The organism is Vibrio sp. bablab_jr001 (assembly GCF_016464285.1).
Taxonomy (GTDB): domain Bacteria; phylum Pseudomonadota; class Gammaproteobacteria; order Enterobacterales; family Vibrionaceae; genus Vibrio; species Vibrio fluvialis.
The window spans coordinates 53,537-79,270 of sequence record NZ_JACDWZ010000032.1 but is presented as its reverse complement, the minus strand read 5'-3'; the positions used below and the strand labels follow the sequence as shown (position 1 = coordinate 79,270).

General features: G+C 49.8%; 22 protein-coding genes. 20 read left to right on the top strand and 2 right to left on the bottom strand.

The features are described from left to right. Positions 1-106: 106 nt before the first annotated feature. Together glnD and map are read right to left on the bottom strand one after the other, a co-directional pair. Entirely contained in the window at positions 107-2,731 is a 2,625-nt protein-coding gene (glnD, locus tag JIG40_RS02350) for a bifunctional uridylyltransferase/uridylyl-removing protein GlnD (protein ID WP_032082553.1), read from the bottom strand. Between the two features lie 149 nt (positions 2,732-2,880). Then, the gene (gene map, locus JIG40_RS02345) at positions 2,881-3,723 is read right to left on the bottom strand and encodes a type I methionyl aminopeptidase (protein WP_020331661.1); all 843 of its coding nucleotides are present in this window, start codon (positions 3,721-3,723) and stop codon (positions 2,881-2,883) included. A 406-nt stretch (positions 3,724-4,129) separates the two neighbouring features. Between map and rpsB the strand changes: the two genes are divergently transcribed. The 20 genes from rpsB (at position 4,130) to glnB (ending at position 25,717) form a co-directional block, all read left to right on the top strand. Next, positions 4,130-4,858, top strand: coding sequence for a 30S ribosomal protein S2 (gene rpsB, locus JIG40_RS02340; protein WP_020331662.1), 729 nt, complete (start codon positions 4,130-4,132; stop codon positions 4,856-4,858). A gap of 133 nt (positions 4,859-4,991) precedes the next feature. Beyond that, complete coding sequence (tsf, locus tag JIG40_RS02335) at positions 4,992-5,834, top strand: translation elongation factor Ts (protein WP_199464699.1); 843 nt, start codon at positions 4,992-4,994, stop codon at positions 5,832-5,834. A gap of 146 nt (positions 5,835-5,980) precedes the next feature. Beyond that, the gene (gene pyrH / locus JIG40_RS02330; RefSeq protein WP_004724892.1) at positions 5,981-6,712 is read left to right on the top strand and encodes a UMP kinase; all 732 of its coding nucleotides are present in this window, start codon (positions 5,981-5,983) and stop codon (positions 6,710-6,712) included. Between the two features lie 36 nt (positions 6,713-6,748). Beyond that, positions 6,749-7,306, top strand: coding sequence for a ribosome recycling factor (frr, locus tag JIG40_RS02325; protein WP_020331664.1), 558 nt, complete (start codon positions 6,749-6,751; stop codon positions 7,304-7,306). A gap of 94 nt (positions 7,307-7,400) precedes the next feature. After that, on the top strand, positions 7,401-8,153 hold the full coding sequence (uppS, locus tag JIG40_RS02320; protein WP_024373548.1) for a polyprenyl diphosphate synthase: 753 nt from the start codon (positions 7,401-7,403) through the stop codon (positions 8,151-8,153). 16 nt (positions 8,154-8,169) lie between these two features. After that, entirely contained in the window at positions 8,170-9,012 is an 843-nt protein-coding gene (locus JIG40_RS02315) for a phosphatidate cytidylyltransferase (protein ID WP_020331666.1), read from the top strand. A gap of 50 nt (positions 9,013-9,062) precedes the next feature. Next, positions 9,063-10,271: a 1-deoxy-D-xylulose-5-phosphate reductoisomerase gene (gene ispC / locus JIG40_RS02310; protein WP_061056203.1), complete on the top strand. Its 1,209-nt coding sequence runs from the start codon at positions 9,063-9,065 to the stop codon at positions 10,269-10,271. Next, complete coding sequence (gene rseP / locus JIG40_RS02305; RefSeq protein WP_020331668.1) at positions 10,268-11,626, top strand: sigma E protease regulator RseP; 1,359 nt, start codon at positions 10,268-10,270, stop codon at positions 11,624-11,626. Before ispC ends, rseP begins: the two co-directional genes overlap by 4 nt. A gap of 48 nt (positions 11,627-11,674) precedes the next feature. Next, positions 11,675-14,089 carry an outer membrane protein assembly factor BamA gene (gene bamA / locus JIG40_RS02300; protein ID WP_199464698.1) on the top strand — a complete coding sequence of 805 codons (2,415 nt, stop codon included), beginning with the start codon at positions 11,675-11,677 and terminating at the stop codon, positions 14,087-14,089. A gap of 14 nt (positions 14,090-14,103) precedes the next feature. After that, positions 14,104-14,613: an OmpH family outer membrane protein gene (locus JIG40_RS02295; protein WP_020331670.1), complete on the top strand. Its 510-nt coding sequence runs from the start codon at positions 14,104-14,106 to the stop codon at positions 14,611-14,613. A 10-nt stretch (positions 14,614-14,623) separates the two neighbouring features. Beyond that, positions 14,624-15,658 carry a UDP-3-O-(3-hydroxymyristoyl)glucosamine N-acyltransferase gene (gene lpxD, locus JIG40_RS02290; RefSeq protein ID WP_199464697.1) on the top strand — a complete coding sequence of 345 codons (1,035 nt, stop codon included), beginning with the start codon at positions 14,624-14,626 and terminating at the stop codon, positions 15,656-15,658. Positions 15,659-15,774: 116 nt separating this feature from the next. Beyond that, complete coding sequence (gene fabZ, locus JIG40_RS02285; RefSeq protein WP_004724879.1) at positions 15,775-16,206, top strand: 3-hydroxyacyl-ACP dehydratase FabZ; 432 nt, start codon at positions 15,775-15,777, stop codon at positions 16,204-16,206. Between the two features lies 1 nt (position 16,207). Beyond that, complete coding sequence (gene lpxA / locus JIG40_RS02280) at positions 16,208-16,996, top strand: acyl-ACP--UDP-N-acetylglucosamine O-acyltransferase (RefSeq protein WP_020331672.1); 789 nt, start codon at positions 16,208-16,210, stop codon at positions 16,994-16,996. Between the two features lie 124 nt (positions 16,997-17,120). Then, positions 17,121-18,260 (top strand): lipid-A-disaccharide synthase, encoded by a 1,140-nt coding sequence (gene lpxB, locus JIG40_RS02275; protein WP_199464696.1) that lies wholly within the window; start codon positions 17,121-17,123, stop codon positions 18,258-18,260. 17 nt (positions 18,261-18,277) lie between these two features. Then, positions 18,278-18,898, top strand: coding sequence for a ribonuclease HII (rnhB, locus tag JIG40_RS02270; protein ID WP_032082561.1), 621 nt, complete (start codon positions 18,278-18,280; stop codon positions 18,896-18,898). 73 nt (positions 18,899-18,971) lie between these two features. Further along, positions 18,972-22,451, top strand: a complete 3,480-nt coding sequence (gene dnaE / locus JIG40_RS02265; protein WP_020431910.1) for a DNA polymerase III subunit alpha — start codon at positions 18,972-18,974, stop codon at positions 22,449-22,451. 44 nt (positions 22,452-22,495) lie between these two features. After that, positions 22,496-23,455 carry an acetyl-CoA carboxylase carboxyl transferase subunit alpha gene (gene accA / locus JIG40_RS02260; RefSeq protein ID WP_020331678.1) on the top strand — a complete coding sequence of 320 codons (960 nt, stop codon included), beginning with the start codon at positions 22,496-22,498 and terminating at the stop codon, positions 23,453-23,455. Between the two features lie 135 nt (positions 23,456-23,590). Next, positions 23,591-24,889 carry a tRNA lysidine(34) synthetase TilS gene (gene tilS, locus JIG40_RS02255; RefSeq protein ID WP_199464695.1) on the top strand — a complete coding sequence of 433 codons (1,299 nt, stop codon included), beginning with the start codon at positions 23,591-23,593 and terminating at the stop codon, positions 24,887-24,889. A gap of 66 nt (positions 24,890-24,955) precedes the next feature. Beyond that, positions 24,956-25,267, top strand: a complete 312-nt coding sequence (locus JIG40_RS02250; protein WP_020331682.1) for a cytochrome c — start codon at positions 24,956-24,958, stop codon at positions 25,265-25,267. 111 nt (positions 25,268-25,378) lie between these two features. Further along, complete coding sequence (gene glnB, locus JIG40_RS02245) at positions 25,379-25,717, top strand: nitrogen regulatory protein P-II (RefSeq protein WP_020331683.1); 339 nt, start codon at positions 25,379-25,381, stop codon at positions 25,715-25,717. The last annotated feature ends 17 nt before the right edge of the window (positions 25,718-25,734 follow it).

The window sequence follows — 25,734 nt, the reverse complement described above, 5'->3', positions numbered from 1 at the left end:
ACATCAATGACCTGAATTCAATGTAGCAGTCTAATCCTGTGGTAGATAGCTTAGTTTCTACCCATACGCTTAAGTTGTGGACAAGATCGCTATTCCTTTGTGCCACTTAGCTTGGCGCCAATTCGGAAACGTTTTCAATCAGCCTTTCGCGCAGGGCCAACTCCTCTTCCTCACTCAATCGGGCGCCGTGTGCGCCAGTCAGAATGAACAAGTCTTCTGCGCGCTCACCGATGGTGGTGATCTTCGCCGCGTGCAAATCGAGATGCAGCTCTGCAAAGGTTGCACCGACGGTGGCGAGAAGTCCCGGCGTATCGAGCGCCACGAATTCCATCAGCGTACGTTTCTTACTTTTGGTTGGCAGAAAGTCGACCTGAGTTTTCACCTTAAAGTGCTGCAAGTTGCGCGGCAGACGACGGGTCTTAATCTTGGTCGGGCGGCCGTCTTCCAGCACGTGTACCAGATGTTTACTCAAGGCTTTGTGGCGCGATTCTTCAATCGCCTGACCATTCTGATCCAGTACCATAAAAGTATCGAGTACGTAACCGTCTTTGCTGGTCATGATCTGAGCGTCATGGACGTTGAGATTACGGCGGTCGAGTTCCGCCACCACGGTGGCAAACAGCGCGGGCTGGTCTTTGGTGTAGACAAAGATTTCTGTGCCGCCCCGGGTCGCCTTCTTGCTAACCATGACCAGTGGTTGAGTCGGATCATCGTGTCGTAACAGGTGAGTGCAGTGCCAGGCGATTTGTTTGTGTGTATGGCGCAGGAAGTAGTCGGCTTTAAAGCGTTGCCACAGCAAATCAATTTCGCGGCTACTAAAGCCTTCCTTGCGCAGTAGGGCAGACGACATTTGCTGGTTGTGACGAATGCGATCGCGTACATCGACCGGGTTTTCCAACCCGCGGCGCAGCGCGCGTTGTGTCGAATAAAACAGCTCCGCCAGCAGAGTACGTTTCCAACTGTTCCACAATTCCGGGTTGGTTGCGCAGATATCTGCAACCGTCAAACACACCAGATATTCCAGATACTCTTCATCACGCACTTTTTTCGCGAACTCAATGATGACGTCCGGATCGTAAATATCCCGGCGCTGCGCGGTGACCGACATCAACAAGTGGTTCTGAACCAGCCAGGCCACCAGTTTCGCTTCCGGTTTTGATAATCCGTGTTCGATACAAAAATCGTACGCTTCGGTTGCTCCGATTTCAGAGTGATCGCCACCACGACCTTTACCGATGTCGTGGAAGATGGCTGCCAGAATCAAAAGCTCTTTTTTCTGAATCTTAGGGTAGACTTCGCAGCAAATCGGATGCTTTTCATGATTTTTCATATCTGAGAAAACATGAATGTGTTTTAGCAGGCGAATACTGTGTTCATCCACGGTGTAGACGTGGAACAAGTCAAACTGCATTTGCCCCACAATCTGACTCCACTGCGGCAGATAGGCTGCCAGAACGCCGAGTTTGTGCATCTGGCTGAACGCTTTGTGCAGGGCATTCGGATGACGTACCAGCTCCATGAACTTCTCGCGAGCCGCCGGAATGGTATGCAGGAACTTGTTCAGGCGGCGCCGTGCCGTACGCAACTGACGCATCGTCGAAGGTGATACACCTTCAATCGTGGAGTCGTTGGCCATGTGCAGGAACATGTCGAGAATGGTTTCCGGACGTGCCTGAAACAGTGCCGGTTTGCGCGCTTCAATCAGATTGCCACGACGCTGGAAATCGTCATCAAGGATTTCAGGCTCGCTCTCTTCACCATTGTTCAAAATGGCCTGATCAAACAGTTTGAGCAGCATCTTATTGAGTTCTGCCACGCGGCGCAGCGTGCGGTAGAACTCTTTCATCATCATTTCGACCGGACGGTTACCTTCGCCGGTAAAGCCCAAATGTTCGGCAACCTGCGCCTGATGAGCAAAGGTCAGGCGGTTGTCGTACCGCTTGAGCTCCAGATGGAGTGCAAAGCGAACGCGCCATAAAAAGTCCTGGCACTCCACCAGTTCACGAAACTCAGCGTCGGTCAGAAAGCCATAGCGACTCATTTCATACAACGTAGTAGCGCCAAAATGGCGGCGAGCAACCCAGCTGAGAGTATGAATATCGCGCAGACCTCCTGGCGTGGACTTGATGTCCGGTTCCAGATTGTAAGTGGTGTCGTGATAACGGGCGTGACGTTCACGTTGTTCTTGAATCTTGGCGCGGTAAAAGGTTTCACTTGGCCAAAAGGTTTCTGAATGGATCACCAGTTTGAGACGGTGGAATGTCTCTTCGCTGCCACACAGCAGGCGAGCCTCCTGCAAGTTGGTCGCCACCGTCAAATCTTCACGACCGATATCCGCACACTCAGCCACAGTACGTACGGCATGACCGACTTCCAGACGCAAGTCCCATAGAAAGGTGATGAACTCGCTGATTTTGGACGCGATGTTGTCGCTGAGTTTGTCTTTTGACACCACCAGAATGTCAATGTCTGACAGTGGATGCAGTTCTCCACGGCCATAGCCTCCGACCGCGACCAGACTCAGGTCTTGTATCTCGGCGAAACCAAAAGATTGCCACAGACGGCGCAGTAACAGATCCATGTACTCTGCGCGGCCAAGCACCAAGTCGGTGACCGGGTTGTGATTGAGGAACTCGTCTTTCTGATATTGAGCGAAGTGCTCCAGCTGTTGCTTGAGCTCGCTGATGGTCAGTTGTTCATCGCTGAAACTCAGCGGAGATAAATAGGGCATACAATGCGGTCCGTGCAAGTCTTTCAAAAGATACTGAGACTGAATCTAACAGATAATCCCAAGTGTGCTCAAGATGCGCCGCCGTAATGGCTGGCCTTGGGAGCGCAGATAAAAAAATCCCTGCCGAAGCAGGGATGATGTGAATGTGGTTATGCGTTGTGGAATACGCGAGGAATGCTTTCCTCTTTGCGCAGCGTGAGGATCTCACAGCCGTCTTTCGTCACCAGAATGGTGTGCTCCCACTGTGCTGAGTTTTTACCGTCAGCGGTGTAAACTGTCCAACCATCTTCATCATCCAGACGACAGCCAAATTTACCTGCGTTGATCATCGGTTCGATGGTGAAAATCATGCCTTCACGCAGTACAGTGCGGTCACTGTTTTTGTAGTGTACAACTTGTGGCTCTTCGTGGAATTCGGCACCAATGCCGTGACCACAGTAATCACGCACGATAGAGAATTTAGTGCTCGGGTTGTTCTTGTTGTTGGTCTTGATGTGCTTCTCAATCGTCGTGCCGATTTCACCCAGTTGCACGCCTGGCTTCACTTTTTTCAGAGACAGGTACAGACACTCTTGAGCCACCAGACACAGACGCTTGTCTGCCGGCGCAACGTCGCCCACTTGGAACATTTTTGACGTGTCACCGTGGTAACCATCTTTAATAACGGTAATGTCGATGTTCAGGATGTCACCATCTTTCAGTACGCCAGGGCGCACTAGCTGACCAAAGTTGCTGTCGCCAGTCGCTGGAATGCCATGGCACACGATGTGGTTGATTGAAGTACAGATAGATTTAGGGAAACCGTGGTAGTTGAGAGGTGCTGGAATTGCGCCTTGAACTTCAGTGATGTACTTATGACAAATCTGATCCAGTTCTTCGGTCGTTACGCCCGCTTTTACATGAGGTTCAATCATTTCCAGAACCTCAGCTGCCAAACGGCCCGCTACGCGCATTTTTTCAATTTCTTCAGCATTCTTAATTTTTACAGACATCGGCTTTCTCTACTAACTCTAGGCACAGGTTGTGCTAATGGCGTTATTGTAACAGTGGAAGAGGGAAGCGCAAGAAGTGAGGCGAGTAAGAATGAGAATTAGAGTCGCTTCACTCGCGGAGATGCAGGCAAAACAGAGAGCCAAACTGCACGCCAAATGAGCGGGCTTTACGGCTCGCTGTTCGGAGAAAAAGGTAATTTTTTCTAGCCACACAAGGGCCAAATATGATATAAAGCGCGCCGGAATCTCGGTCTGTTTTCTTCATTTTGGCGAAGCAGCGTCGAGTCCGCTAACATTAAACTTTAAATCACACACATTCCGACACGTGTTCCGGGGTGCTTCCAGCTAAGCTGAGAAGTCGGAGACATGGGGGATGTGGAGGCCTAACCCCATAGAGGATTATATAATGGCAACTGTATCAATGCGCGATATGCTGAAAGCTGGTGTTCACTTCGGTCACCAGACTCGTTACTGGAACCCAAAAATGAAGCCATTCATCTTTGGTGCTCGTAACAAAGTTCATATCATCAACCTAGAAAAAACTGTACCAATGTTCAACGAAGCTCTTGCTGAGCTAGTTAAAGTTGGCGAGAAGAAAGGTAAAGTTCTTTTCGTAGGTACTAAGCGCGCTGCATCTGAAGCTGTTAAAGAAGCTGCTCTTGCAAGCAACCAGTACTACGTTAACAACCGCTGGTTGGGCGGTATGCTGACTAACTGGAAAACTGTTCGTCAATCAATCAAGCGTCTGAAAGATCTTGAGATCCAGTCTACTGACGGTACTTTCGACAAGCTGACTAAGAAAGAAGCTCTAATGCGTACTCGCGAAATGGAGAAGCTAGAGAAGTCTCTTGGTGGTATCAAAGATATGGGCGGCCTACCAGACGCTCTATTCGTAATCGACGCTGATCACGAACACATCGCAATTAAAGAAGCAAACAACCTGGGCATTCCAGTGTTCGCGGTTGTTGATACTAACTCTAACCCAGACGGCGTTGACTTCGTTATCCCAGGTAACGATGACGCAATCCGTGCAGTTCAGCTATACCTGAACGCAGCAGCAGAGTCAGTAAGCGAAGGCCGTAACAAAGACGTAGCGGCAGTTGCTGACAAAGACGGTTTCGTAGAAGCTGAATAATAGCGGCTCTGAGTTACACTTAGCTCTATGTGCCACAAAGCTGAAGCATAAGCTAAGTTATAGTTAGCATTGGGGGCCGAAAATGTAGGCCCCTAATTTTTACCATATCCAGAATCAAACTGAGGAATAGAGAATGGCTGTTACTGCTGCTCTAGTAAAAGAACTGCGCGAACGTACTGGCGCAGGTATGATGGAATGTAAGAAAGCGCTTGTTGAAACTAACGGTGACATCGAGCTTGCGATCGAAAACATGCGTAAATCAGGCGCTGCTAAAGCTGCTAAAAAAGCAGGTAACGTTGCTGCTGAAGGTACTATCGCAATCAAAGAAGCAAACGGCGTAGCGGTTCTTCTTGAAGTGAACTGCCAAACAGACTTCGTAGCAAAAGACTCTAACTTCACTGCATTCGTTAACCAAGTAGCTGAAGACGCTCTGGCAACGAAAGCAACCGTTGAAGAACTACAAGCTAAATTCGAAGAAACTCGCGTTGCTCTAGTAGCGAAAATCGGCGAAAACGTAAACATCCGTCGCGTTCAGTACGTTGAAGGTGTTGCACTGGCTTCTTACCGTCACGGCGAGAAAATCGGTGTAGTTGTTGCTGGTGAAGGCGACTCTGAAACTCTGAAACACATCGCAATGCACGTTGCAGCATCACGTCCTGAGTACGTAAACCCAGAAGACGTACCAGCTGACGTAGTAGCAAAAGAGCGTGAAGTTCAAGTTGAAATCGCGATGAACGAAGGCAAGCCTAAAGAAATCGCAGAGAAAATGGTTGAAGGCCGCATGAAGAAATTCACCGGTGAAGTTTCTCTGACTGGTCAGCCTTTCGTGATGGAACCTAAGAAATCTGTTGGCGAAGTCCTGAAAGAAAAAGGTGCGTCAGTTTCTACATTCGTTCGCCTGGAAGTGGGTGAAGGTATCGAGAAAGCTGAAGGCCTAAGCTTCGCTGAAGAAGTAGCACTAGCTCAAAAAGGTTAATCCTTAGCGAGAATGCTCAGAAAAAGACCGTGGCCATGGCTGCGGTCTTTTCACGACTAAGGCGAGATTAACCGTGATGAATGCGCTTAAATGGTTAAGTGTATCCATGACTGTTAATCAACAACTCTCTTTGGAAGGTAAAGTCCATGACAACGAACCCTAAACCAGCATATCAACGTATTCTGTTAAAACTTAGCGGTGAAGCGCTTCAAGGCGAAGAAGGTTTTGGTATCGATCCAGCCGTTCTTGACCGTATGGCTCAAGAAGTGAAAGAACTGGTAGAACTTGGTGTTCAGGTTGGCGTTGTTATCGGTGGCGGTAACTTATTCCGTGGTGCCGGTCTGGCAGCAGCAGGTATGAACCGCGTCGTTGGTGATCACATGGGTATGTTGGCAACAGTAATGAATGGTCTGGCAATGCGTGATGCGCTGCACCGTGCTTACGTGAACGCACGTGTGATGTCGGCGATTCCTCTGAAAGGCGTGTGTGACGATTACAACTGGGCAGATGCTATCAGCCAATTGCGCCAGGGCCGCGTGGTGATTTTCTCTGCTGGTACAGGCAACCCATTCTTTACCACTGATTCAGCAGCCTGTCTGCGTGGTATCGAAATTGAAGCAGACGTAGTTCTCAAAGCGACGAAAGTAGACGGCGTTTATAGTGCAGACCCGGTAGCCAACCCAGACGCACAACTGTATGATAAGCTCGCATACAACGATGTACTTGATAAAGAATTGAAAGTGATGGATTTGGCAGCGTTCACGCTGGCTCGTGACCACAAAATGCCAATCCGTGTCTTCAACATGAACAAACCAGGCGCACTACGTCGCGTGGTGATGGGTGAAGCGGAAGGCACGTTGATCAGCTCCGCAGTATAATCACTCTCGAGATGAAATAAGAATTAAGGTGAAATTGTGATTAATGAGATCAAAAAAGACGCTCAAGAGCGTATGGACAAAAGTGTTGAAGCACTGAAGAACAACCTGCAAAAGGTTCGTACTGGTCGTGCGCACCCAAGCCTGCTATCTGGCATCTCTGTTGAGTACTACGGTGCTCCAACACCTCTTAACCAAATCGCTAACGTAGTCGCAGAAGACGCGCGTACTCTGGCGATCACCGTGTTTGATAAAGAACTGACACCTAAAGTTGAAAAAGCGATCCTGATGTCGGATCTGGGTTTGAACCCAATGTCAGCAGGCACAGTTATTCGCGTTCCACTGCCACCATTGACTGAAGAACGTCGTAAAGACCTGGTTAAAATCGTACGTGGTGAAGCTGAAGGCGGCCGTGTAGCGGTACGTAACATTCGTCGTGATGCGAACAGTGATCTAAAAGCGCTGCTGAAAGACAAAGAAATCTCTGAAGATGACGAGCACAAAGCACAAGACGAGATTCAGAAGCTGACTGACGCTGCAGTTAAACGCATTGATGAAGTGCTTGCTGCTAAAGAAAAAGAGCTGATGGAAGTTTAATTCTCCCGTCATGCCAGTGAAAAAAACGCTGTGCTCGCAGCACAGCGTTTTTTTATGCTACCCTTCATCATCTTTTTATCGTCACTACGTTTCTATGCAAAATTCGCAACTCACTTCAGATGTTCTTCCTCAGCATATTGCAATCATCATGGATGGCAATGGCCGCTGGGCGAAAGCACAAGGCAAACCCCGTGTCTTTGGTCATAAAAATGGTGTAGCCGCTGTCCGAAAAACCATCTCCACTGCTGCGAAACTAGGGATCAAAGCCGTTACTCTGTTTGCATTCAGTAGCGAAAACTGGCGCCGCCCTGAAGAAGAAGTTGGTGTGTTAATGGAGCTGTTTATCACAGTTCTGTCTACCGAAGTCAAAAAATTGCACAAGAACAACCTACGTCTTCGTATTATTGGTGATAAGAGCCGTTTCAGTGAGCGTCTACAAACGAAGATCGCTCAGGCAGAAGCTCTGACGGCGAATAACACCGGGTTAGTGGTCAACATTGCCGCGAACTATGGCGGTAAATGGGACATTACTCAGGCCGCTCGTGATATCGCGGTCAAAGTGGCGCGTGGTGAAATCAACCCGTCAGAGATTGACGAAGCGTTGATCACCGAACATCTCACCATGTCTGATATTCCGGAAGTGGATCTGTTGATTCGTACCAGCGGTGAATGCCGGATCAGTAACTTTATGCTGTGGCAACTGGCCTACGCAGAAATGTATTTTACGCCAGTGTTCTGGCCAGAATTTGGTGAAGACAGTTTAATTGAAGCAGTGACTTGGTTTGTAAATCGTGAGCGCCGATTTGGTTGTACCGGTGAGCAAGTTAAGGCATTGATGGAATCATAAAATAGGATTTCTAAGTTTGAAGCAAAGAATAATTACAGCGCTCATACTTGCACCTTTGGTCATTTTAGGCATTTTCTTCCTGCCACTTCCTTGGTTTATTCTGGCCTTGGCAGTTGTGACTCTATTGGGATTTTGGGAATGGACCCAATTTGTTCAGCACACATCGCGTTACATTGCACTGCTGCCGGCTATTTTAGTTGGCGGTGCGAGTTTTTTTCTGATTTCTCCGGCAGTTCAGTCGCTTGCAACACTTAATGGCACTCACTTTGCTATTCTGGCTATCGGTACCATCTGGTGGCTGTACTCCAGTTTTCTCGCCATTACTTTTCCCCGTTCCCGACGTTGGTGGGAGGAATCAAATCCTGCGCGCCATTTGTTCGGTTTACTGACGTTACTGCCATTTTTCTGGAGCGTGGTGTTTTTACGTGCAGAAGGGATGGAAACGGATTTCTACCACGGCGCCAAACTGGTTCTGTTTGTGTGTTTGATTGTCTGGGCCGCGGACAGTGGTGCGTATTTCTCGGGAAAAAGTCTGGGTAAACACAAAATGGCGCCAGCAGTGAGTCCGAACAAAACTATTGAAGGTTTAGTTGGCGGTGTGATTGCGGCGATGATCGTTGGCTGGTTATTCGCTGACTGGTTTGCGATAGAGTTTTCTTCACTGAGCATCATGCTGCTGACGATTCTGTTGACGGTGGTGATCTCTGTGCTGGGAGATTTGGTTGAGAGCATGTTTAAGCGTGTTTCTGGAATCAAAGACAGCAGCAATATTATTCCCGGGCATGGCGGCATTCTCGATCGCATTGACAGCCTGACTGCGGCCTTCCCTGTGTTCGCGCTTCTCTACTTCATGTTCTAATGTGTGGGTAGCCATTTGGCTGCCCATACTCAATCACGACGGTTTTTGCTATGCGTAAATTAACGATTCTGGGAGCGACAGGTTCAATCGGAGCCAGCACGCTTAAAGTAGTTGCAGAGAATCCTGAACAATTTACTGTGGTCGCGCTCGCGGCAGGTGGCAATGTCGCCAAAATGCGCGACTTGTGTCTGCGCTGGCGACCGAAGTACGCCGTCATGGCAACCGCTGACGCTGCGCAGCAGCTGGCGGCCGAGCTTCGTGCTCTGCAATTGTCGACTGAGGTCATGTTTGGCCAGGACGCAATGTGCCAGGTTGCTGCGTGTGACGAAGTCGATACTGTCATGGCCGCGATCGTCGGTGCGGCCGGGTTGCTGCCCACTATGGCGGCAGTAAAAGCGGGTAAGCGTGTACTGCTGGCGAACAAAGAAGCATTGGTGATGTCTGGGCAGTTGTTTATCGATGCCGTGGAACAGCATGGCGCAGAACTGATGCCGGTCGACAGTGAGCACAATGCGATTTTTCAGTGTCTACCGGTCGAAATTCAAACCCGCCTTGGTCGCTGTGATTTACAGCAAAGTGGTGTGTCCCACATTCTGCTGACCGGCTCTGGTGGTCCGTTCCGCTACAGTGATATTCAAACACTGAAAGATGTAACACCTGAGCAGGCGATTGCACATCCGAATTGGTCGATGGGGCCGAAAATTTCGGTCGATTCTGCGACGATGATGAATAAAGGCCTTGAGTTTATCGAAGCCAAATGGCTGTTCAATGCGGCGCCCGAGCAATTGAAAGTGCTGATTCACCCTCAGTCTGTGATTCATTCAATGGTGCAATACCGCGATGGTTCAGTAATAGCCCAGTTGGGTGAACAGGACATGGCAACACCGATAGCCTTGACCATGGCCTATCCTCAGCGCGTGAATGCCGGAGTGAAGCCGCTTGATTTTACCCGCTTGAGTGAACTGACGTTCCTCGATGTGGATTATGCGCGCTATCCGTGTCTCAAACTGGCTATTGATGCCTGTTATGAAGGACAGCATGCAACGACGTCTCTGAATGCCGCCAACGAAGTGGCGGTGGATGCTTTCCTGCGTGGTCAGATCCGTTTCACCGATATCGCAACTATCAATGAACGTGTGTTGTCTAAAGTGTGTGGAACCAACAGTCCGTTACATTCCTATACCTTGGAAAGCCTGATTGAGCTCGATACAATGGCTCGTAGTCTGGCATCTCAAGAGTTGAAAGAGCGATTATTATGAGTGGCATTTTGTGGAACCTGGTGTCCTTTATTGTTGCACTGGGCATTTTGGTTGCCGTGCACGAATATGGTCATTTCTGGGTGGCGAGAAAGTGTGGCGTCAAAGTTGAGAAGTTTTCGATTGGTTTTGGTAAGTCGATTTGGAAACGCCTTGGCAAAGATGGTACTGAATACAGTATTTCCATCATTCCTCTGGGTGGCTACGTCAAGATGCTCGATGGCCGAGTGGATGACGTTAGCCCGCAAGACCAGCAGTTTGCTTTCGATAAAAAGCCGCTCTGGAAGCGAGCTGCTATTGTCAGCGCAGGCCCTGCCTTTAACTTCTTCTTTGCGGTCTTTGCCTACTGGCTAGTGTTTATGATTGGTGTACCTGCCGTTAAACCAGTAGTGGGTAATGTTGCGCCGTATTCTATTGCCGCCAATGCAGGTCTTGAACCGGGCATGGAAATCAAAGCGGTCTCTGGCACTGAAACACCGGATTGGGAATCGGTCAATATGGGGCTGATTTCTCATATTGGCGATCAACGTATGACCGTGACGGTTTCATCGCCAAATGGTGTCGGCGTCGACGAAATCAAAACTTTTGACCTCAGTGGGTGGAACTTTGATCCTGAAACAGAGTCTGCTATGGGAGCGCTTGGCTTTAAGCCATTTACACCGCAAATCTCTGCGGAGCTGACGAGTGTAGAGGCTGAAGGCGCTGGTGCTCGTGCTGGGCTGATGGTCGGCGATGTGTTGACTCACATTAATGGCCAGCCGATCACAGATTGGCAACAGGTGATTGACGCGATTCAGACGCATCCTGACCAGGCATTAGTGATTGATATTGAACGCCAGCAAGAATCGCTGTCGTTGTCTTTAACCCCTAATGCTAAAAAGCTGTCTCAAGGAAAAGTGATCGGTTTTGCGGGAATCGCACCTAAAGTCGCAGATTGGCCGCAAAGTTATCGATTTGAGCTGCAATTTGGTGTATTTGAATCGTTCGGAAAAGCATTTGAAAAAACTGGCCAGGTGATTGATCTGACCGTCAGCATGCTGAAGAAATTGATAGTCGGCGATGTAGGGTTGAATAACCTCAGCGGCCCAATTTCTATCGCGAAAGGCGCAGGAGCAACGGCGGATTATGGTCTGGTCTATTTCCTCGGCTTTTTGGCGCTGATCAGCGTCAACTTGGGCATCATTAACTTGGTGCCGTTACCGATGCTGGACGGTGGTCACCTGCTATTTTTCGCGATTGAAGCCATTATTCGTCGTCCGGTTCCGGAAAAAGTGCAGGAAATGGGTTATCGCATCGGCGGTATGATCATCTTCTCTCTGATGGCCGTGGCAATATTTAACGATTTTACTCGCCTGTGATTGATAAGCATTAGGCAAAGGTTGTAGTAAGGAATAACTAAAACAAATATGGCAATGAAAAAAATCCTGTTCGCGACGCTGCTCGCAACAAGCGTGTCGGCGAATAGTGCCGAAAATTTTGTTGTGCAGGACATTCAGATTCAAGGGTTACAGCGTGTTGCTCTGGGGGCCGCATTGTTAAAAATGCCGGTCCGTGTTGGCGATACCGTTGATTCTCAGGACGTTGCTGAAATCATCAAGGCTCTGTATGCCTCGGGTAACTTTGAAGATGTTAAAGTTCTGCGCGACGATGAGACTTTAGTCGTTCAGGTGAAAGAGCGTCCAACCATTGCGAGCGTCTCTTTCTCCGGCAACAAGGCGATCAAAGAAGAACAGTTGCAGCAAAACCTTGATGCCTCTGGAATTCGTGTTGGTGAAGCATTGGATCGCACCAAGCTCAGCAACATTGAAAAAGGTCTGGAAGACTTCTACTACAGCGTTGGTAAGTACAACGCCACCGTAAAAGCCGTGGTGACGCCACTGCCGCGTAACCGCGCGGACCTGAAGTTTGTTTTCACTGAGGGTGTCTCGGCTAAAATCCAGCAAATCAACTTTATTGGCAACGAAGTGTTTTCCGATCAGGAGCTGTTGTCACGCTTCAACCTGAAAGTGGATGTCGCGTGGTGGAACTTCCTGTCGGACGACAAATATCAGAAGCAGGTGTTGGCAGGCGATATCGAAGCACTGCGCACTTTCTATCTCGATCGCGGTTACCTGAAGTTTCAGGTTGATTCAACGCAAGTTGCTATTTCGCCGGACAAAAAAGGCGTCTACATCACCATGAACCTCAATGAGGGTAAACCTTATACGGTGAAAGATGTTCAGTTCCGCGGTGAATTGATTGGTAAAGAAGACGAATTTAAGTCGCTGATTCCGTTTGAAATGGGTGAAACCTACCGTGGTTCATCGGTGACTCAACTGGAAGAAAGTGTCAAGCGTGTGCTGGGCGAAGCGGGTTATGCGTACCCACAAGTGCGCACGATTCCTGAATTTGACGATGAAACACAGCAGGTTTCGCTGGTCGTGCATGTTGAAACGGGTAAGCGTATGTATGTACGCGATATTCGTTTTGTTGGTAACAATGCGACCCGTGACGAAGTTCTGCGCCGTGAGATGCGCCAGATGGAAGGTTCTTGGCTGAACTCGAAATCTATCGATACTGGTAAGGCGCGTCTGAACCGTCTGGGTTATTTCGAAACCGTTGACGTTCAGACTGTCCGTGTACCGGGTACCGATGATCAGGTCGATCTGGTTTACACGGTGAAAGAAGCGAACTCAGGCAGCGTAAACTTTGGTGTCGGTTACGGTACGGAATCGGGCGTAAGCTTTACGGTCGGTCTGACTCAGGATAACTTCCTTGGTAGCGGTAACCGTGTGGGCATCAACGCGACCACGAACGATTACCAGAAGAACATTACGCTGGAATATCGTGACCCGTATTGGAACCTCGATGGTGTCAGCCTGGGCGGAAAAGTTTTCTATAACCAGTTTGAAGCATCGGAAGCGGGCATCGTCGACTATACCAACGAAAGCTACGGCACCAGCCTGACCTGGGGTTTCCCATTCGATGAACTGAACCGTTTTGAATTTGGTGTGGGTTACACGCATAACAAGATCGGTAACCTGACTCCATATCTGCAAGTGGAACAGTTCCTGAAAGCTCAAGAGAGCAATATCGATTCAGACGGTAGTCTGCTGACTAACGATTTCGATATGAACATTGCCTGGACGCGTAATAACCTCAACAAAGGTTACTTCCCAACGGCTGGTAACTACCAGCGTGCGTCGGGCAAAATCACAGTTCCGGGTTCGGATGCGAAGTACTTCAAACTGCAATACGATGTGCGCCAGTATGTTCCGCTAACTAAAAAGCATGAGTTTACGCTGTTACTGCGTGGCCGCCTGGGTTACGGTAACGGTTATGGCCAGACAGACGGGAAAGATAACCTCTATCCGTTTTATGAAAACTTCTATGCGGGTGGTTTTACAACATTACGCGGATTTGGCTCTAACACAGCGGGTCCAAAAGCGGTGTACCGTGATTACTCAGGTTCCAACAATGGTACCGATACCGCAACCGATGATTCGGTTGGTGGTAACGCGATTGCATTGGCCAGTGTCGAGCTGATTGTGCCGACGCCGTTCGCTTCGGATGAAGCGCGTAGCCAGGTTCGTACCAGTATCTTCTACGATATGGCCAGTGTGTGGGATACCGAATTTGACTACCGCAATGGCCCGTCAGATTATGGTGATAAATACTACTACGACTACTCAGATCCAACCAACTACCGTTCTTCGTACGGTGTAGCGTTGCAATGGATGTCGCCAATGGGGCCTCTGGTCTTCTCTCTGGCGAAACCTATTAAGAAATACGAAGGTGACGACGAAGAATTCTTCACTTTCACTATCGGACGAACCTTCTAATAGAGGAAACTATTTTGAAACACATCATCAAAGCAGCAGGTGTTAGCCTTATTGTTCTTAGCTCATCATTTTTTGCTCAAGCTGCTGAAGCGGCTCAAAAAGTGGGATTCATTAACACTGCGCAAGTTTTTCAGGCCCTGCCACAGCGCGAAGTTGTCCTGAAGAAAATGCAAGATGAATTCAAAGACAAAGCGGCGGAGCTGCAAAGCATCAAAGCGGATGCAAAAACGAAAATTGAAAAATTGAAGCGTGATTCTGAGCTGATGAGTCAGGATGACGTGGAAAAACTGCGTATCGAAATTGGTCAACTGGACAGCGCTTACAAGATCAAAGCTCAGGCACTGGAACAAGCATCGGCTCGCCGTGAATCGGAAGAGAAACAGAAGCTGTTTAAAGTGATCCAAGATGCGGTGAAGAAAGTGGCTGAGAAAGAAGGCTACGATATGATTGTTGATATCAGCGCAATGCAGTACGGCAAGCCTGAGTACGACATTTCAGAAAAAGTAATCAAAACAATCAAATAATTAAAGCATTATGACAACACTAACTTTAGCCGAATTGGCAACGATTACTGGGGGCGAGCTACACGGTGACAGCACTGCTGTTGTCAGTGGTGTAGCGCCGATGGATCGCGCACAGGAAGGGGACATCACCTTCCTGTCGAACCCAAAATACAGTAAACACCTCGCTGAGTGTAAAGCGACCGTCATCATGGTGAAGGCCTCTGAGCGAGAATTATGTCCGGCAAACGTACTGGTTGTTGCTGACCCGTACGTGGCGTTTGCGAAAGTGACACAAGCACTGGACACCACACCAGCACCTGCGGCGGGCGGTATTGCACCGAGCGCAGTGGTGGCTGACGACGCTAAGTTAGGGAACAACGTGTCAATCGGCGCCAATGCCGTGATCGAATCTGGTGTTGAACTGGGCGATAACGTGATCATTGGTGCTGGCTGCTTTATCGGTAAAAATGCCAAGCTGGGCGATCACACCAAGCTGTGGGCGAACGTGACCATTTACCACAATGTGCTGGTGGGTGAACGTTGCCTGATTCAATCGGGTACTGTAATTGGTTCTGATGGTTTCGGTTACGCCAACGAACGCGGTGAGTGGATTAAAATTCCGCAGCTGGGTTCTGTGCGTATCGGTAACCGTGTTGAAATCGGTGCATGTACCACTATCGACCGTGGCGCGCTGGATGATACCGTGATTGAAGATAACGTCATTCTCGACAACCAGATGCAAATCGCGCACAACGTGCACATCGGATATGGTACGGCCATGGCCGGTGGTACTATTGTCGCCGGCAGCACCAAGATCGGTAAATATTGCATCATTGGTGGTGCTTCTGTTTTGAATGGTCATATCGAAATTGCCGATGGTGTTACCATCACTGGTATGGGTATGGTCATGCGCAGCATTGACGAGAAGGGGATGTACTCTTCCGGTATTCCGCTGCAAACCAACAAAGAATGGCGTAAGACAGCCGCGCGTGTTCATCGCATCGACGAAATGAATAAGCGTTTGAAAGCGGTAGAGAAGCTGCTTGAGCAAAAATCGGACTCTTAATTCCGTGTTTTTGTCAAAAAGGCTCGCAATGTGCGAGTCTTTTTCGTCTATAATGCCGTAAACAATTTTATGTATTTATAAATAGGAATATGACTTTGACTACTGAAAAGAAAATGATGAATATCACTGAAATTCAGGAGCTTCTTCCTCACCGTTATCCATTTTTGCTGATTGACCGCGTGACTGATTTTGAAGAAGGTAAATACCTGATTGGTCTTAAAAATGTTTCAGTGAACGAACCTCAGTTTACCGGTCATTTCCCTCAGCTCCCTGTTTTCCCTGGCGTACTGATTCTGGAAGCCATGGCTCAGGCTACTGGCCTGCTGGCATTCAAAACTTTTGGTGCACCAAAAGAAAATGAACTGTACTACTTTGCGAGCATCGACAACGCGAAATTCCGCAAACCGGTTGGCCCTGGCGACCAACTGATCATTGAAGTGGAATTTTTGAAAGAGCGTCGCGGTATTGCGCTGTTCAACGGCGTAGCCAAAGTTGATGGTGACGTAGTGTGTTCTGCAGAACTGAAATGCGCACGTAGAGAGTTTTAATATGATCCACGAAACGGCACAAATCCACCCAATGGCGGTGGTCGAAGAAGGCGCAGTGATTGGCGCCAACGTAACGGTTGGGCCGTTTACCTACATTACATCTGGTGTCACTATTGGTGAAGGCACAGAGGTAATGTCACATGTTGTGATTAAAGGCAACACTGTGATTGGTAAAGATAACCGTATTTTCCCGCACGCTGTGATTGGTGAAGAGAACCAGGACAAGAAGTACGGCGGCGAAGATACGCGTGTGATCGTTGGCGATCGCAACGTGATTCGTGAAGCGGTACAGATCCATCGTGGTACTGTGCAGGATAAAGCGCAAACCGTCGTCGGTGATGACAACCTGCTGTGTGTTAACGCGCACATTGCACACGATGTGATTGTCGGTAACAACACCCACATCGGAAATAACGCCATTCTTGGCGGTCATGTGACCGTGGAAGACAATGCGGGCGTGATGGCGCTGTCGGCGATTCATCCATTCTGTACCGTAGGGGCATTTGCCTACATCGGTGGCTGTTCCGCTGTTGTTCAAGACGTACCGGCATACGTATTGGCGCAAGGTAACCACGCTACGCCATTCGGTCTAAACCTGGTTGGCTTAAAGCGTAACGGTTTTGAAAAAGACGAAATCCGTGCACTGCAAAAAGCCTACAAAGAGATTTACCGTTCAGGTAAAACTCAGGCGGAAGCGTTGCCAGTGCTGAAAGAGATGGCAGAGCAATGGCCATCGATTCAGCGCTTCATCACCATGCTGGAGACTTCAGAGCGTGGCATCATTCGCTAAGCTTTGCTGAATACGCACCTATAAAAGATCGCCCGGCAGCGGGCGGTCTTTTGTGTTTTATGGACAGCCTCTTTTTCAGGTGGTTTTCCATAACACACATCAAGGCTTAAAGAGGACGTTTGGCGTGGATAGACCATTACGCATTGGCATCGTCGCGGGCGAATTATCCGGCGACACGTTGGGAGAAGGCTTCATCAAAGCGGTCAAGGCTCGTTATCCGAATGCTGAGTTTGTCGGCATCGGCGGCCCGAAAATGATCGCGCAAGGCTGCCAGTCGCTATTTGATATGGAAGAGCTGGCTGTGATGGGGCTGGTGGAAGTGCTGGGCCGTCTGCCGCGTCTGCTGAAAGTGAAAGCGGAGTTGGTAAAGTACTTCACTACCAATCCGCCAGATGTGTTTGTCGGTATCGATGCGCCGGATTTCAACCTGCGCCTGGAATTCGACTTGAAACAAGCGGGTATCAAAACCGTCCACTACGTCAGCCCATCGGTGTGGGCATGGCGCCAAAAACGTATCTTCAAAATCGAAGCTGCTACCAATCTGGTGCTGGCATTTCTGCCGTTTGAAAAAGCGTTTTACGACAAATTTAATGTGCCTTGCGAGTTTATCGGTCACACGCTGGCTGACGCAATTCCGTTTGAATCTGACCGACTTGCGGCGCAAGCGCTGTTAGGTCTCGATAACAATAAACGCTGGTTGGCAGTGCTGCCGGGCAGTCGCGGTGGTGAAATGAAAATGCTGGCGCAACCGTTTATCGAAACATGTCAGCGTTTGCAGCAACGTTACCCGGATCTGGGTTTTGTAGTGGCACTGGTCAACCAAAAACGCCGTGAACAGTTTGAAGCCGCATGGCAGCAACACGCTCCAGAACTCAATTTTGTGCTGGTGGACGACACTGCGCGCAATGTGATTACTGCGTCGGATGCGGTGATGCTGGCTTCGGGCACGGTCGCGCTGGAGTGCATGTTACTCAAACGCCCGATGGTGGTTGGCTATCGCGTCAATGCGATTACCGCCTTTCTGGCTAAGCGTCTGCTGAAAACGCCGTATGTGTCGCTGCCGAACATTCTGGCTGACCAAGCGCTGGTGAAAGAGCTGTTGCAGGACGATTGCACGGTCGACAATCTGTATCACGAAGTGTGTCGCCTGCTGGATAGCGACAACCGCGAGATGCTGGAGAAGTTTGACGAAATGCATCACTGGATTCGCAAGGGCGCCGATGAACAAGCCGCCAACGCGGTGCTTAATTTAATTCAACACTGATTCTGATAGTAAAGATCATGGCTAAGAAACCTGAAAAAGAACTGCCTCCGTTTGAAATTCCTGGCGGCTATCACCTGATTGCCGGAGTGGATGAAGTGGGCCGTGGCCCGTTGGTTGGCGACGTGGTCACCGCGGCGGTGATCTTGGATCCGAATAACCCGATTGAAGGCTTGAACGATTCAAAAAAATTGTCGGAGAAAAAACGTCTGGCGCTGCTGCCGGAAATTCAGGAAAAAGCACTGGCGTGGTCGGTCGGGCGTTGCAGCCCAAAAGAGATTGATGAGTTAAACATCTTTCAGGCGACCATGTTGGCTATGCAGCGTGCGGTGCAAGGGCTGGCGATCAAGCCAGACTTAGTGCTGGTGGACGGCAATAAGATTCCGCAATTGCCGATGGACGCTCAAGCGGTGGTCAAAGGTGACTTGCGCGTGGCGCAGATCAGCGCCGCCTCGATCATTGCCAAAGTTGTACGCGACCAAGAAATGGAAGAGCTGGATAAAGCCTATCCGCAGTTTGGTTTTGCCAAACACAAAGGTTATCCCACCAAAGCGCATTTTGATGCGATTGAACAACATGGTGTCATTGAGCAACATCGTCGGAGTTTTGGCCCGGTAAAACGGGTACTTGGGCTGGAATAAGCTCTGTAACTCCGCTCAGATTCACGTAGAATAACCGCCAGTAACAAATCTCAGTACTCCAGGACAGAATTGAATGTCAGATCCAAAGTTCATCCACTTACGCATTCACAGTGATTTCTCCATGGTTGATGGCCTGTCAAAAGTGCCGCCACTGGTGAAGAAAGTGGCCGCAATGGGCATGCCGGCAATGGCTCTGACCGACTTTACCAACCTGTGTGGCTTGGTGAAATTTTATGGCACGGCGCATGGTTGTGGTATCAAGCCGATCGTTGGTGCTGACTTTTCTGTACGCTCCGATGAATTCGGTGATGAACTGACACGTATCACCGTACTGGCCAAAGATAACGTCGGGTACAAAAACCTGACGTTACTGATTTCCGATGCCTACCTGCGCGGACACGTGCAACATCAGCCCGTGATCGATAAAGAGTGGCTGCTCAAATACGCCGAAGGACTGATTATTCTTTCCGGCGGTAAAAATGGTGAAATTGGCCGTGCGCTGCTCAAAGGCAACCAAGCCCTGGTAGAAAAGTGCGTCGAGTTTTATCAGACCCATTTTGCTGACAACTTCTATCTGGAATTGGTGCGAACCGGACGTGCAGATGAAGAGAGTTATCTTCACTTTGCGTTGGAGCTTGCGGAACAGGCAGAACTGCCTGTGGTGGCAACTAACGATGTGGTCTTTATCGACCCTGACCAGTTTGATGCGCACGAAATCCGAGTTGCCATTCACGATGGTTTTACCTTAGAAGATCCCCGCCGTCCGAAAAACTACAGCCCGCAACAGTACCTTCGCAGTGAAGAGGAAATGTGCGAGCTGTTTGCCGACATTCCGGAAGCGCTGGAAAACAGCGTTGAAATCGCTAAACGTTGTAACGTCACGGTCCGTTTGGGTGAGTACTTCCTGCCTGCGTTCCCGACCGAAGGCATGGCTGAAACCGAATACCTGGTGAAAAAATCGCGCGAAGGTCTGGAAGATCGTCTGGAGTTCCTGTTCCCAGATCCGGCTGTTCGCGCGGAACGCCGTCCGGCATACGATGAACGTCTGGAGATCGAACTTCAGGTAATCAACCAGATGGGCTTCCCCGGTTACTTCCTGATCGTAATGGAGTTCATCCAGTGGTCGAAAGATAACGATATTCCGGTGGGGCCAGGGCGAGGCTCTGGCGCGGGTTCGCTGGTGGCGTACGCGCTGAAAATCACCGACCTTGATCCGCTGGAATATGATCTGCTATTCGAACGTTTCCTTAACCCGGAACGGGTATCGATGCCCGATTTCGACGTCGACTTCTGCATGGATAAACGCGATCAGGTGATTGATCACGTTGCTGAAATGTATGGCCGCGATGCGGTATCGCAGATCATCACCTTCGGTACCATGGCGGCGAAAGCCGTTATCCGTGATGTGGGCCGAGTGCTCGGCCACCCGTTTGGTTTTGTGGATCGCATTTCGAAAATGATTCCGCCGGATCCGGGCATGACGCTGGAAAAAGCGTTCAAAGCGGAGCCGGCCCTGCAAGAGCTTTACGACGCAGACGAAGAAGTTAAAGAACTGATCGATATGTGTCGCATTCTGGAAGGGTGTACTCGAAACGCGGGTAAACACGCGGGTGGTGTGGTGATCTCACCAACGGCCATCACCGACTTTGCGCCGATCTATTGTGACTCGGAAGGTCACCATCCGGTTACTCAATTCGACAAGAACGACGTCGAATATGCTGGCTTAGTGAAGTTTGACTTCCTTGGTCTGCGTACACTCACCATTATTGACTGGGCGCTGGGTTTGATTAACCCACGCCGTGAAAAAGCGGGTGAACCGCCAGTGCGAATCGAATCGATTCCGCTCGCGGATCCGGCCTCTTTCCGCGTGCTGCAAAATTCGGAAACCACCGCGGTATTCCAGCTTGAATCGCGCGGTATGAAAGAGCTGATCAAACGCCTGCAGCCAGACTGTTTTGAAGACATCATCGCACTGGTGGCCCTATTCCGTCCGGGGCCTCTACAATCAGGCATGGTGGACAACTTTATCGACCGTAAACACGGTCGTGAAGCGATTTCTTACCCGGATGAAAAGTGGCAGCACGAGTCACTGAAAGAGATTCTGGAGCCAACCTACGGCATCATCCTGTATCAGGAACAGGTCATGCAGATTGCTCAGGTACTGGCAGGCTATACGCTTGGTGGTGCGGATATGCTGCGTCGTGCGATGGGTAAGAAAAAGCCAGAAGAGATGGCCAAGCAGCGCGAGGTGTTTCAGTCCGGTGCCGAAAACAACGGTGTTGACGGCGAACTGGCAATGAAAATCTTCGATCTGGTAGAGAAATTTGCTGGATACGGCTTTAACAAATCGCACTCAGCAGCCTATGCTTTAGTATCGTACCAAACGCTGTGGCTGAAAACGCACTATCCGGCTGAGTTCATGGCGGCGGTAATGACCGCCGATATGGATAACACCGAGAAAGTGGTGGGCCTGGTTGATGAATGCATGCGCATGGGGCTGAAGGTATTGCCGCCGGATATCAATTCGGGGCTGTACCGCTTTAATGTCGACGATTCCGGCGCAATTGTGTACGGTATCGGTGCGATTAAAGGGGTAGGTGAAGGCCCGATTGAAGTGATCCTCGAAGCGCGCAACAAGGGCGGTTACTTTAAAGATTTGTTTGATTTCTGTGCACGCATTGACATTAAGAAGGTCAACAAACGTGTGATAGAAAAATTGATTCTGGCTGGTGCACTGGACCGTTTGGGGCCACATCGTGCTGCAATGATGGCTTCGCTGGATGATGCGGTGAAAGCGGCAAGCCAGCACCATCAGGCGGAAGCGTTTGGTCAGGCGGACATGTTTGGTGTGCTCACTGACGCACCGGAAGAAGTTGAACAGAAATACATTCAGGTTCCTGAATGGCCGGAGAAAGTCTGGCTGGAAGGGGAGCGGGAGACGCTCGGACTTTATTTGACCGGGCATCCCATTAATGCCTACCTGAAGGAACTGAATAAGTACACCAGCTGTCGATTGAATGAAGCGACGCCGACACGCCGCGATCAGTCATTGACGGTGGCTGGTCTGGTGATTGCAGCGCGGGTGATGACCACCAAGCGCGGCAACCGTATCGGGTTGATGACGCTTGACGATCGCAGTGGCCGAATGGAAGTCATGCTGTTTTCCGATGCGCTGGATCGGTATGCAGAATTGTTAGAAAAAGATAAAATTCTGGTGATTTCCGGACAGGTCAGCTTTGATGACTTCAATGGTGGCCTTAAAATGTCGGCGCGCGAAGTCATGGACTTGGGCAGCGCGCGTGAAAAATATGCCCGAGGCTTATCTATCTCGATTGAACAATCGCAGATTGATGAGCAGTTTTTTGAGCGCTTTAGTCAGATCTTAGAGCCTCACCGAGCAGGGACTGTCCCTGTCAATGTATACTACCAGCGCCCTGATGCGCGAGCACGTCTGACGTTAGGCACTGAATGGCGTGTGACTCCAAGCGATACATTGTTAGACGAATTAAAACAGTTACTTGGCAACGACCAGGTAGAACTCGAATTTAACTAAAATTCAGCTGCGCCATTGCGAGCTGAGTAAAAAAGGATCGGTAGATGAGCCTAAATTTTCTAGAATTTGAAAAACCTATTGTAGAACTGGAAGCTAAGATTCAGGCGCTTCGTGACGTGTCTCGTCATGGCGGTGATACTTCCGTAGATCTTGAAAAAGAGATCGAACAGCTAGAAAAGAAAAGCCTAGAGCTTAAAAAGAAAATTTTCAGTGATCTAGGTGCATGGCAAGTGGCACAGATGGCTCGCCATCCACAACGCCCTTACACCCTGGATTACGTCAACAACATGTTTACTGAGTTCGATGAACTGGCCGGTGACCGTGCGTTTGCTGACGATAAAGCGATCGTGGGTGGCATGGCGCGTCTTGATGGTCGTCCTGTGATGGTGATTGGTCATCAGAAAGGCCGCGAAACTCGTGAAAAAGTAAAACGTAACTTCGGTATGCCAAAACCTGAGGGTTACCGTAAAGCCCTGCGTCTGATGGAAATGGCTGAGCGTTTCAACATGCCAATCATCACCTTTATTGACACGGCGGGTGCATACCCAGGTGTGGGGGCGGAAGAGCGTGGCCAGTCTGAAGCGATCGCGAAAAACCTGAAAGTGATGGCTGGTCTTAAAGTGCCAGTGATCTGTAACGTTGTCGGCGAAGGCGGTTCAGGTGGTGCACTGGCAATCGGTGTGGGTGACTACGTCAACATGCTGCAATACTCCACTTACTCAGTGATTTCGCCAGAAGGTTGTGCGTCGATTCTGTGGCGTGATGCGGATAAAGCACCGCAAGCAGCGGAAGCGATGGGTCTGGTTGCTCCTCGTCTGAAAGAGCTGGAACTGATCGACGAAGTGATCGAAGAGCCACTGGGTGGCGCGCACCGCGACCACGTTAAAATGGCAGAAAATATGAAAGCAACGCTGCTGCGTCAGCTGGCGGATCTGGAGCAACTGGATCACGAATCGCTGCTGGAGCGTCGCTACCAACGCCTGATGAACTACGGTTACTGCTAAGTTCAGCATGCAATTAGCTCGAGGGTCGGACCGTGTCCGGCCCTTTTGTTTTTCGCGTGGTTCAATGTACTGCGCTACCTACGTTACTGCTTTGCGGTATACTCAAACGGTTCTTCATACTCAACCGACATTGCCATGGATTTGTACGCTCATACTCGTCAATTACTTGATGCTCAATCATCACGCCATTTTGTGCTCGCCTTCAGTGGCGGCGTTGATTCGCGTGTGTTACTGGAGCTGTTAGCCCGCTACCGAGATGAGCGTGCCATCAGCGTGCAGGCCGTCCATGTTCATCATGGTTTGAGCGTCCATGCCGATGAATGGGTAGAACGCTGCCAGCAATGGTGCAAAGCGGTCAACATTCCGCTCTCAATTGAACGGGTCAGCTTGGATACTGCCAGTGGCGAAAGCATTGAAAAGCTGGCTCGTGATGCGCGCTATAAAGCTTTGGCAACCTACATGGAGAGCAACCGCCTTCTGTTGCTCGGTCAGCATGCCGATGATCAATTGGAAACGTTCTTGCTGGCATTGAAACGTGGCAGTGGTCCGAAAGGCTTGGCATCCATGGCGCAGCAAGCGCCGTTTGCAAACGGTCAATTGTTGCGCCCGCTATTGAGTGTTTCCCGGGAGCAGATTGAACAATTCGCCCGGCAGCAGCAGTTGCAATGGGTCGAAGATGAAAGTAATCAGGATGAGCGCTACGAGCGAAATTTCCTGCGTCACCGGGTGACCCCCGTGTTAAGTGAACGCTGGCCGGGAATCCGTCACGCCGTGCAACGCAGTGCGCAGCTGTGTGCGGAGCAGGATGAATTACTGGCTGAACTGCTTAACGATGCGCTTAACGCAGCTAAGCAAAGTGACGACAGTTTGTCGGTTACTGCGCTGCAACCGCACAGCGATGCACTGCGCCGCCAATTATTGCGTTACTGGCTGGCATCTCAGGGGCAGCCGATGCCGAGCCGCGTGCAATTAGAAGTCCTGTGGCGCGAAGTGGCTCAAGCCGAAGACGATGCTAATCCCAAGCTCAAACTGGGCGAGTGCGAAATTCGTCGTTTCCATCAACGTTTGTATTGTGTGCCACTGGCGCAGGATGTATCCGCTTGGCAGCAACCGCTATTGTCCGAAAACCGTTTACTGCTGCCTGACAATCTGGGCAGTCTGATGCTGGTGACAAGTGCGCAGGGGAACCTTCGTCTGCCAGCCGACGATGCTCCGTTCTGGGTAACTTTTAATCCGGAAGGTTTGTCTGCATGCCCGGTTGGCCGAGCGGGTTCGCGCAAATTAAAGAAACTCTTTCAGGAATATCAGGTACCGAGCTGGCTGAGACGACGGACGCCGATTGTGATGCATCAGAATAAAGTGGTAGCGGTTGCAAATTTATTTGTAGATCGTGACTTCAGTGGGCAAGATTGTGAACTCATCTGGGACAAGTGACGTTTTTTCATGCCAAAATCGCATTCATAAACACTTATAATCACTATGGACAAATAAGGGTGAGCAATGAATAAAGTCGCAATGGGAATGATGTTGGGTTTGACGCTATTAGCAGGTAACGCAGTTGCAGGCGATGCGGCAGCAGGGAAAGCGAAATCGGCGGTGTGCGCAGCGTGTCACGGTGCGGATGGTATCGCGGTTATTCCGGGTTATCCAAACCTGAAAGGTCAGAACGAACAATACATCGTGACGGCTATCAAAGCGTACAAAAACAAAGAGCGTAACGGCGGTCTGGCTCCTGTGATGCAAGCTCAGGCATCGATGTTGAGCGATGATGACATTGCAAACCTGGCTGCATATTTTGCTAGCCTGAAATAATTTTTGCACCACAGTTTGTGAGAGAGCCCAAGCCTTGCTTGGGCTTTTTATTGATTGTTTACAACGGCTAGCAGATAATGCCAGCAACAAAACGAAGTTTAAGGGATGAACATGAAAAAAATCGAAGCCATTATCAAGCCATTTAAACTCGATGATGTCCGTGAAGCGCTGGCGGAAGTTGGTATCACGGGTATGACGGTTTCTGAAGTGAAAGGATTTGGGCGTCAAAAAGGCCACACTGAACTGTACCGCGGTGCGGAATACATGGTCGACTTCCTGCCAAAAGTGAAACTAGAAATCGTCGTGAACGAAGATGTGGCAGACCAATGCGTCGACACCATCATTGAGACAGCCCAGACCGGTAAGATTGGCGACGGTAAAATCTTCATCACTGACGTCGAGCGTGTTATTCGTATTCGAACCGGCGAAGAAGACGAAGACGCGATCTAATCTAAAACGCGATTAAA

Excerpts from the sequence above, each read along its gene's own strand:
- rseP (WP_020331668.1), top strand. The coding sequence starts at position 10,268 with ATGAGTGGCATTTTGTGGAACCTGGTGTCCTTTATTGTTGCACTGGGC.
- tilS (WP_199464695.1), top strand. The coding sequence starts at position 23,591 with ATGGATTTGTACGCTCATACTCGTCAATTACTTGATGCTCAATCATCA.
- tsf (WP_199464699.1), top strand. The coding sequence starts at position 4,992 with ATGGCTGTTACTGCTGCTCTAGTAAAAGAACTGCGCGAACGTACTGGC.
- fabZ (WP_004724879.1), top strand. The coding sequence starts at position 15,775 with ATGAATATCACTGAAATTCAGGAGCTTCTTCCTCACCGTTATCCATTT.
- dnaE (WP_020431910.1), top strand. The coding sequence starts at position 18,972 with ATGTCAGATCCAAAGTTCATCCACTTACGCATTCACAGTGATTTCTCC.
- pyrH (WP_004724892.1), top strand. The coding sequence starts at position 5,981 with ATGACAACGAACCCTAAACCAGCATATCAACGTATTCTGTTAAAACTT.
- lpxA (WP_020331672.1), top strand. The coding sequence starts at position 16,208 with ATGATCCACGAAACGGCACAAATCCACCCAATGGCGGTGGTCGAAGAA.
- rnhB (WP_032082561.1), top strand. The coding sequence starts at position 18,278 with ATGGCTAAGAAACCTGAAAAAGAACTGCCTCCGTTTGAAATTCCTGGC.
- JIG40_RS02250 (WP_020331682.1), top strand. The coding sequence starts at position 24,956 with ATGAATAAAGTCGCAATGGGAATGATGTTGGGTTTGACGCTATTAGCA.
- glnB (WP_020331683.1), top strand. The coding sequence starts at position 25,379 with ATGAAAAAAATCGAAGCCATTATCAAGCCATTTAAACTCGATGATGTC.
- map (WP_020331661.1), bottom strand. The coding sequence starts at position 3,723 with ATGTCTGTAAAAATTAAGAATGCTGAAGAAATTGAAAAAATGCGCGTA.
- rpsB (WP_020331662.1), top strand. The coding sequence starts at position 4,130 with ATGGCAACTGTATCAATGCGCGATATGCTGAAAGCTGGTGTTCACTTC.
- bamA (WP_199464698.1), top strand. The coding sequence starts at position 11,675 with ATGGCAATGAAAAAAATCCTGTTCGCGACGCTGCTCGCAACAAGCGTG.
- uppS (WP_024373548.1), top strand. The coding sequence starts at position 7,401 with ATGCAAAATTCGCAACTCACTTCAGATGTTCTTCCTCAGCATATTGCA.
- accA (WP_020331678.1), top strand. The coding sequence starts at position 22,496 with ATGAGCCTAAATTTTCTAGAATTTGAAAAACCTATTGTAGAACTGGAA.
- lpxD (WP_199464697.1), top strand. The coding sequence starts at position 14,624 with ATGACAACACTAACTTTAGCCGAATTGGCAACGATTACTGGGGGCGAG.
- glnD (WP_032082553.1), bottom strand. The coding sequence starts at position 2,731 with ATGCCCTATTTATCTCCGCTGAGTTTCAGCGATGAACAACTGACCATC.
- ispC (WP_061056203.1), top strand. The coding sequence starts at position 9,063 with ATGCGTAAATTAACGATTCTGGGAGCGACAGGTTCAATCGGAGCCAGC.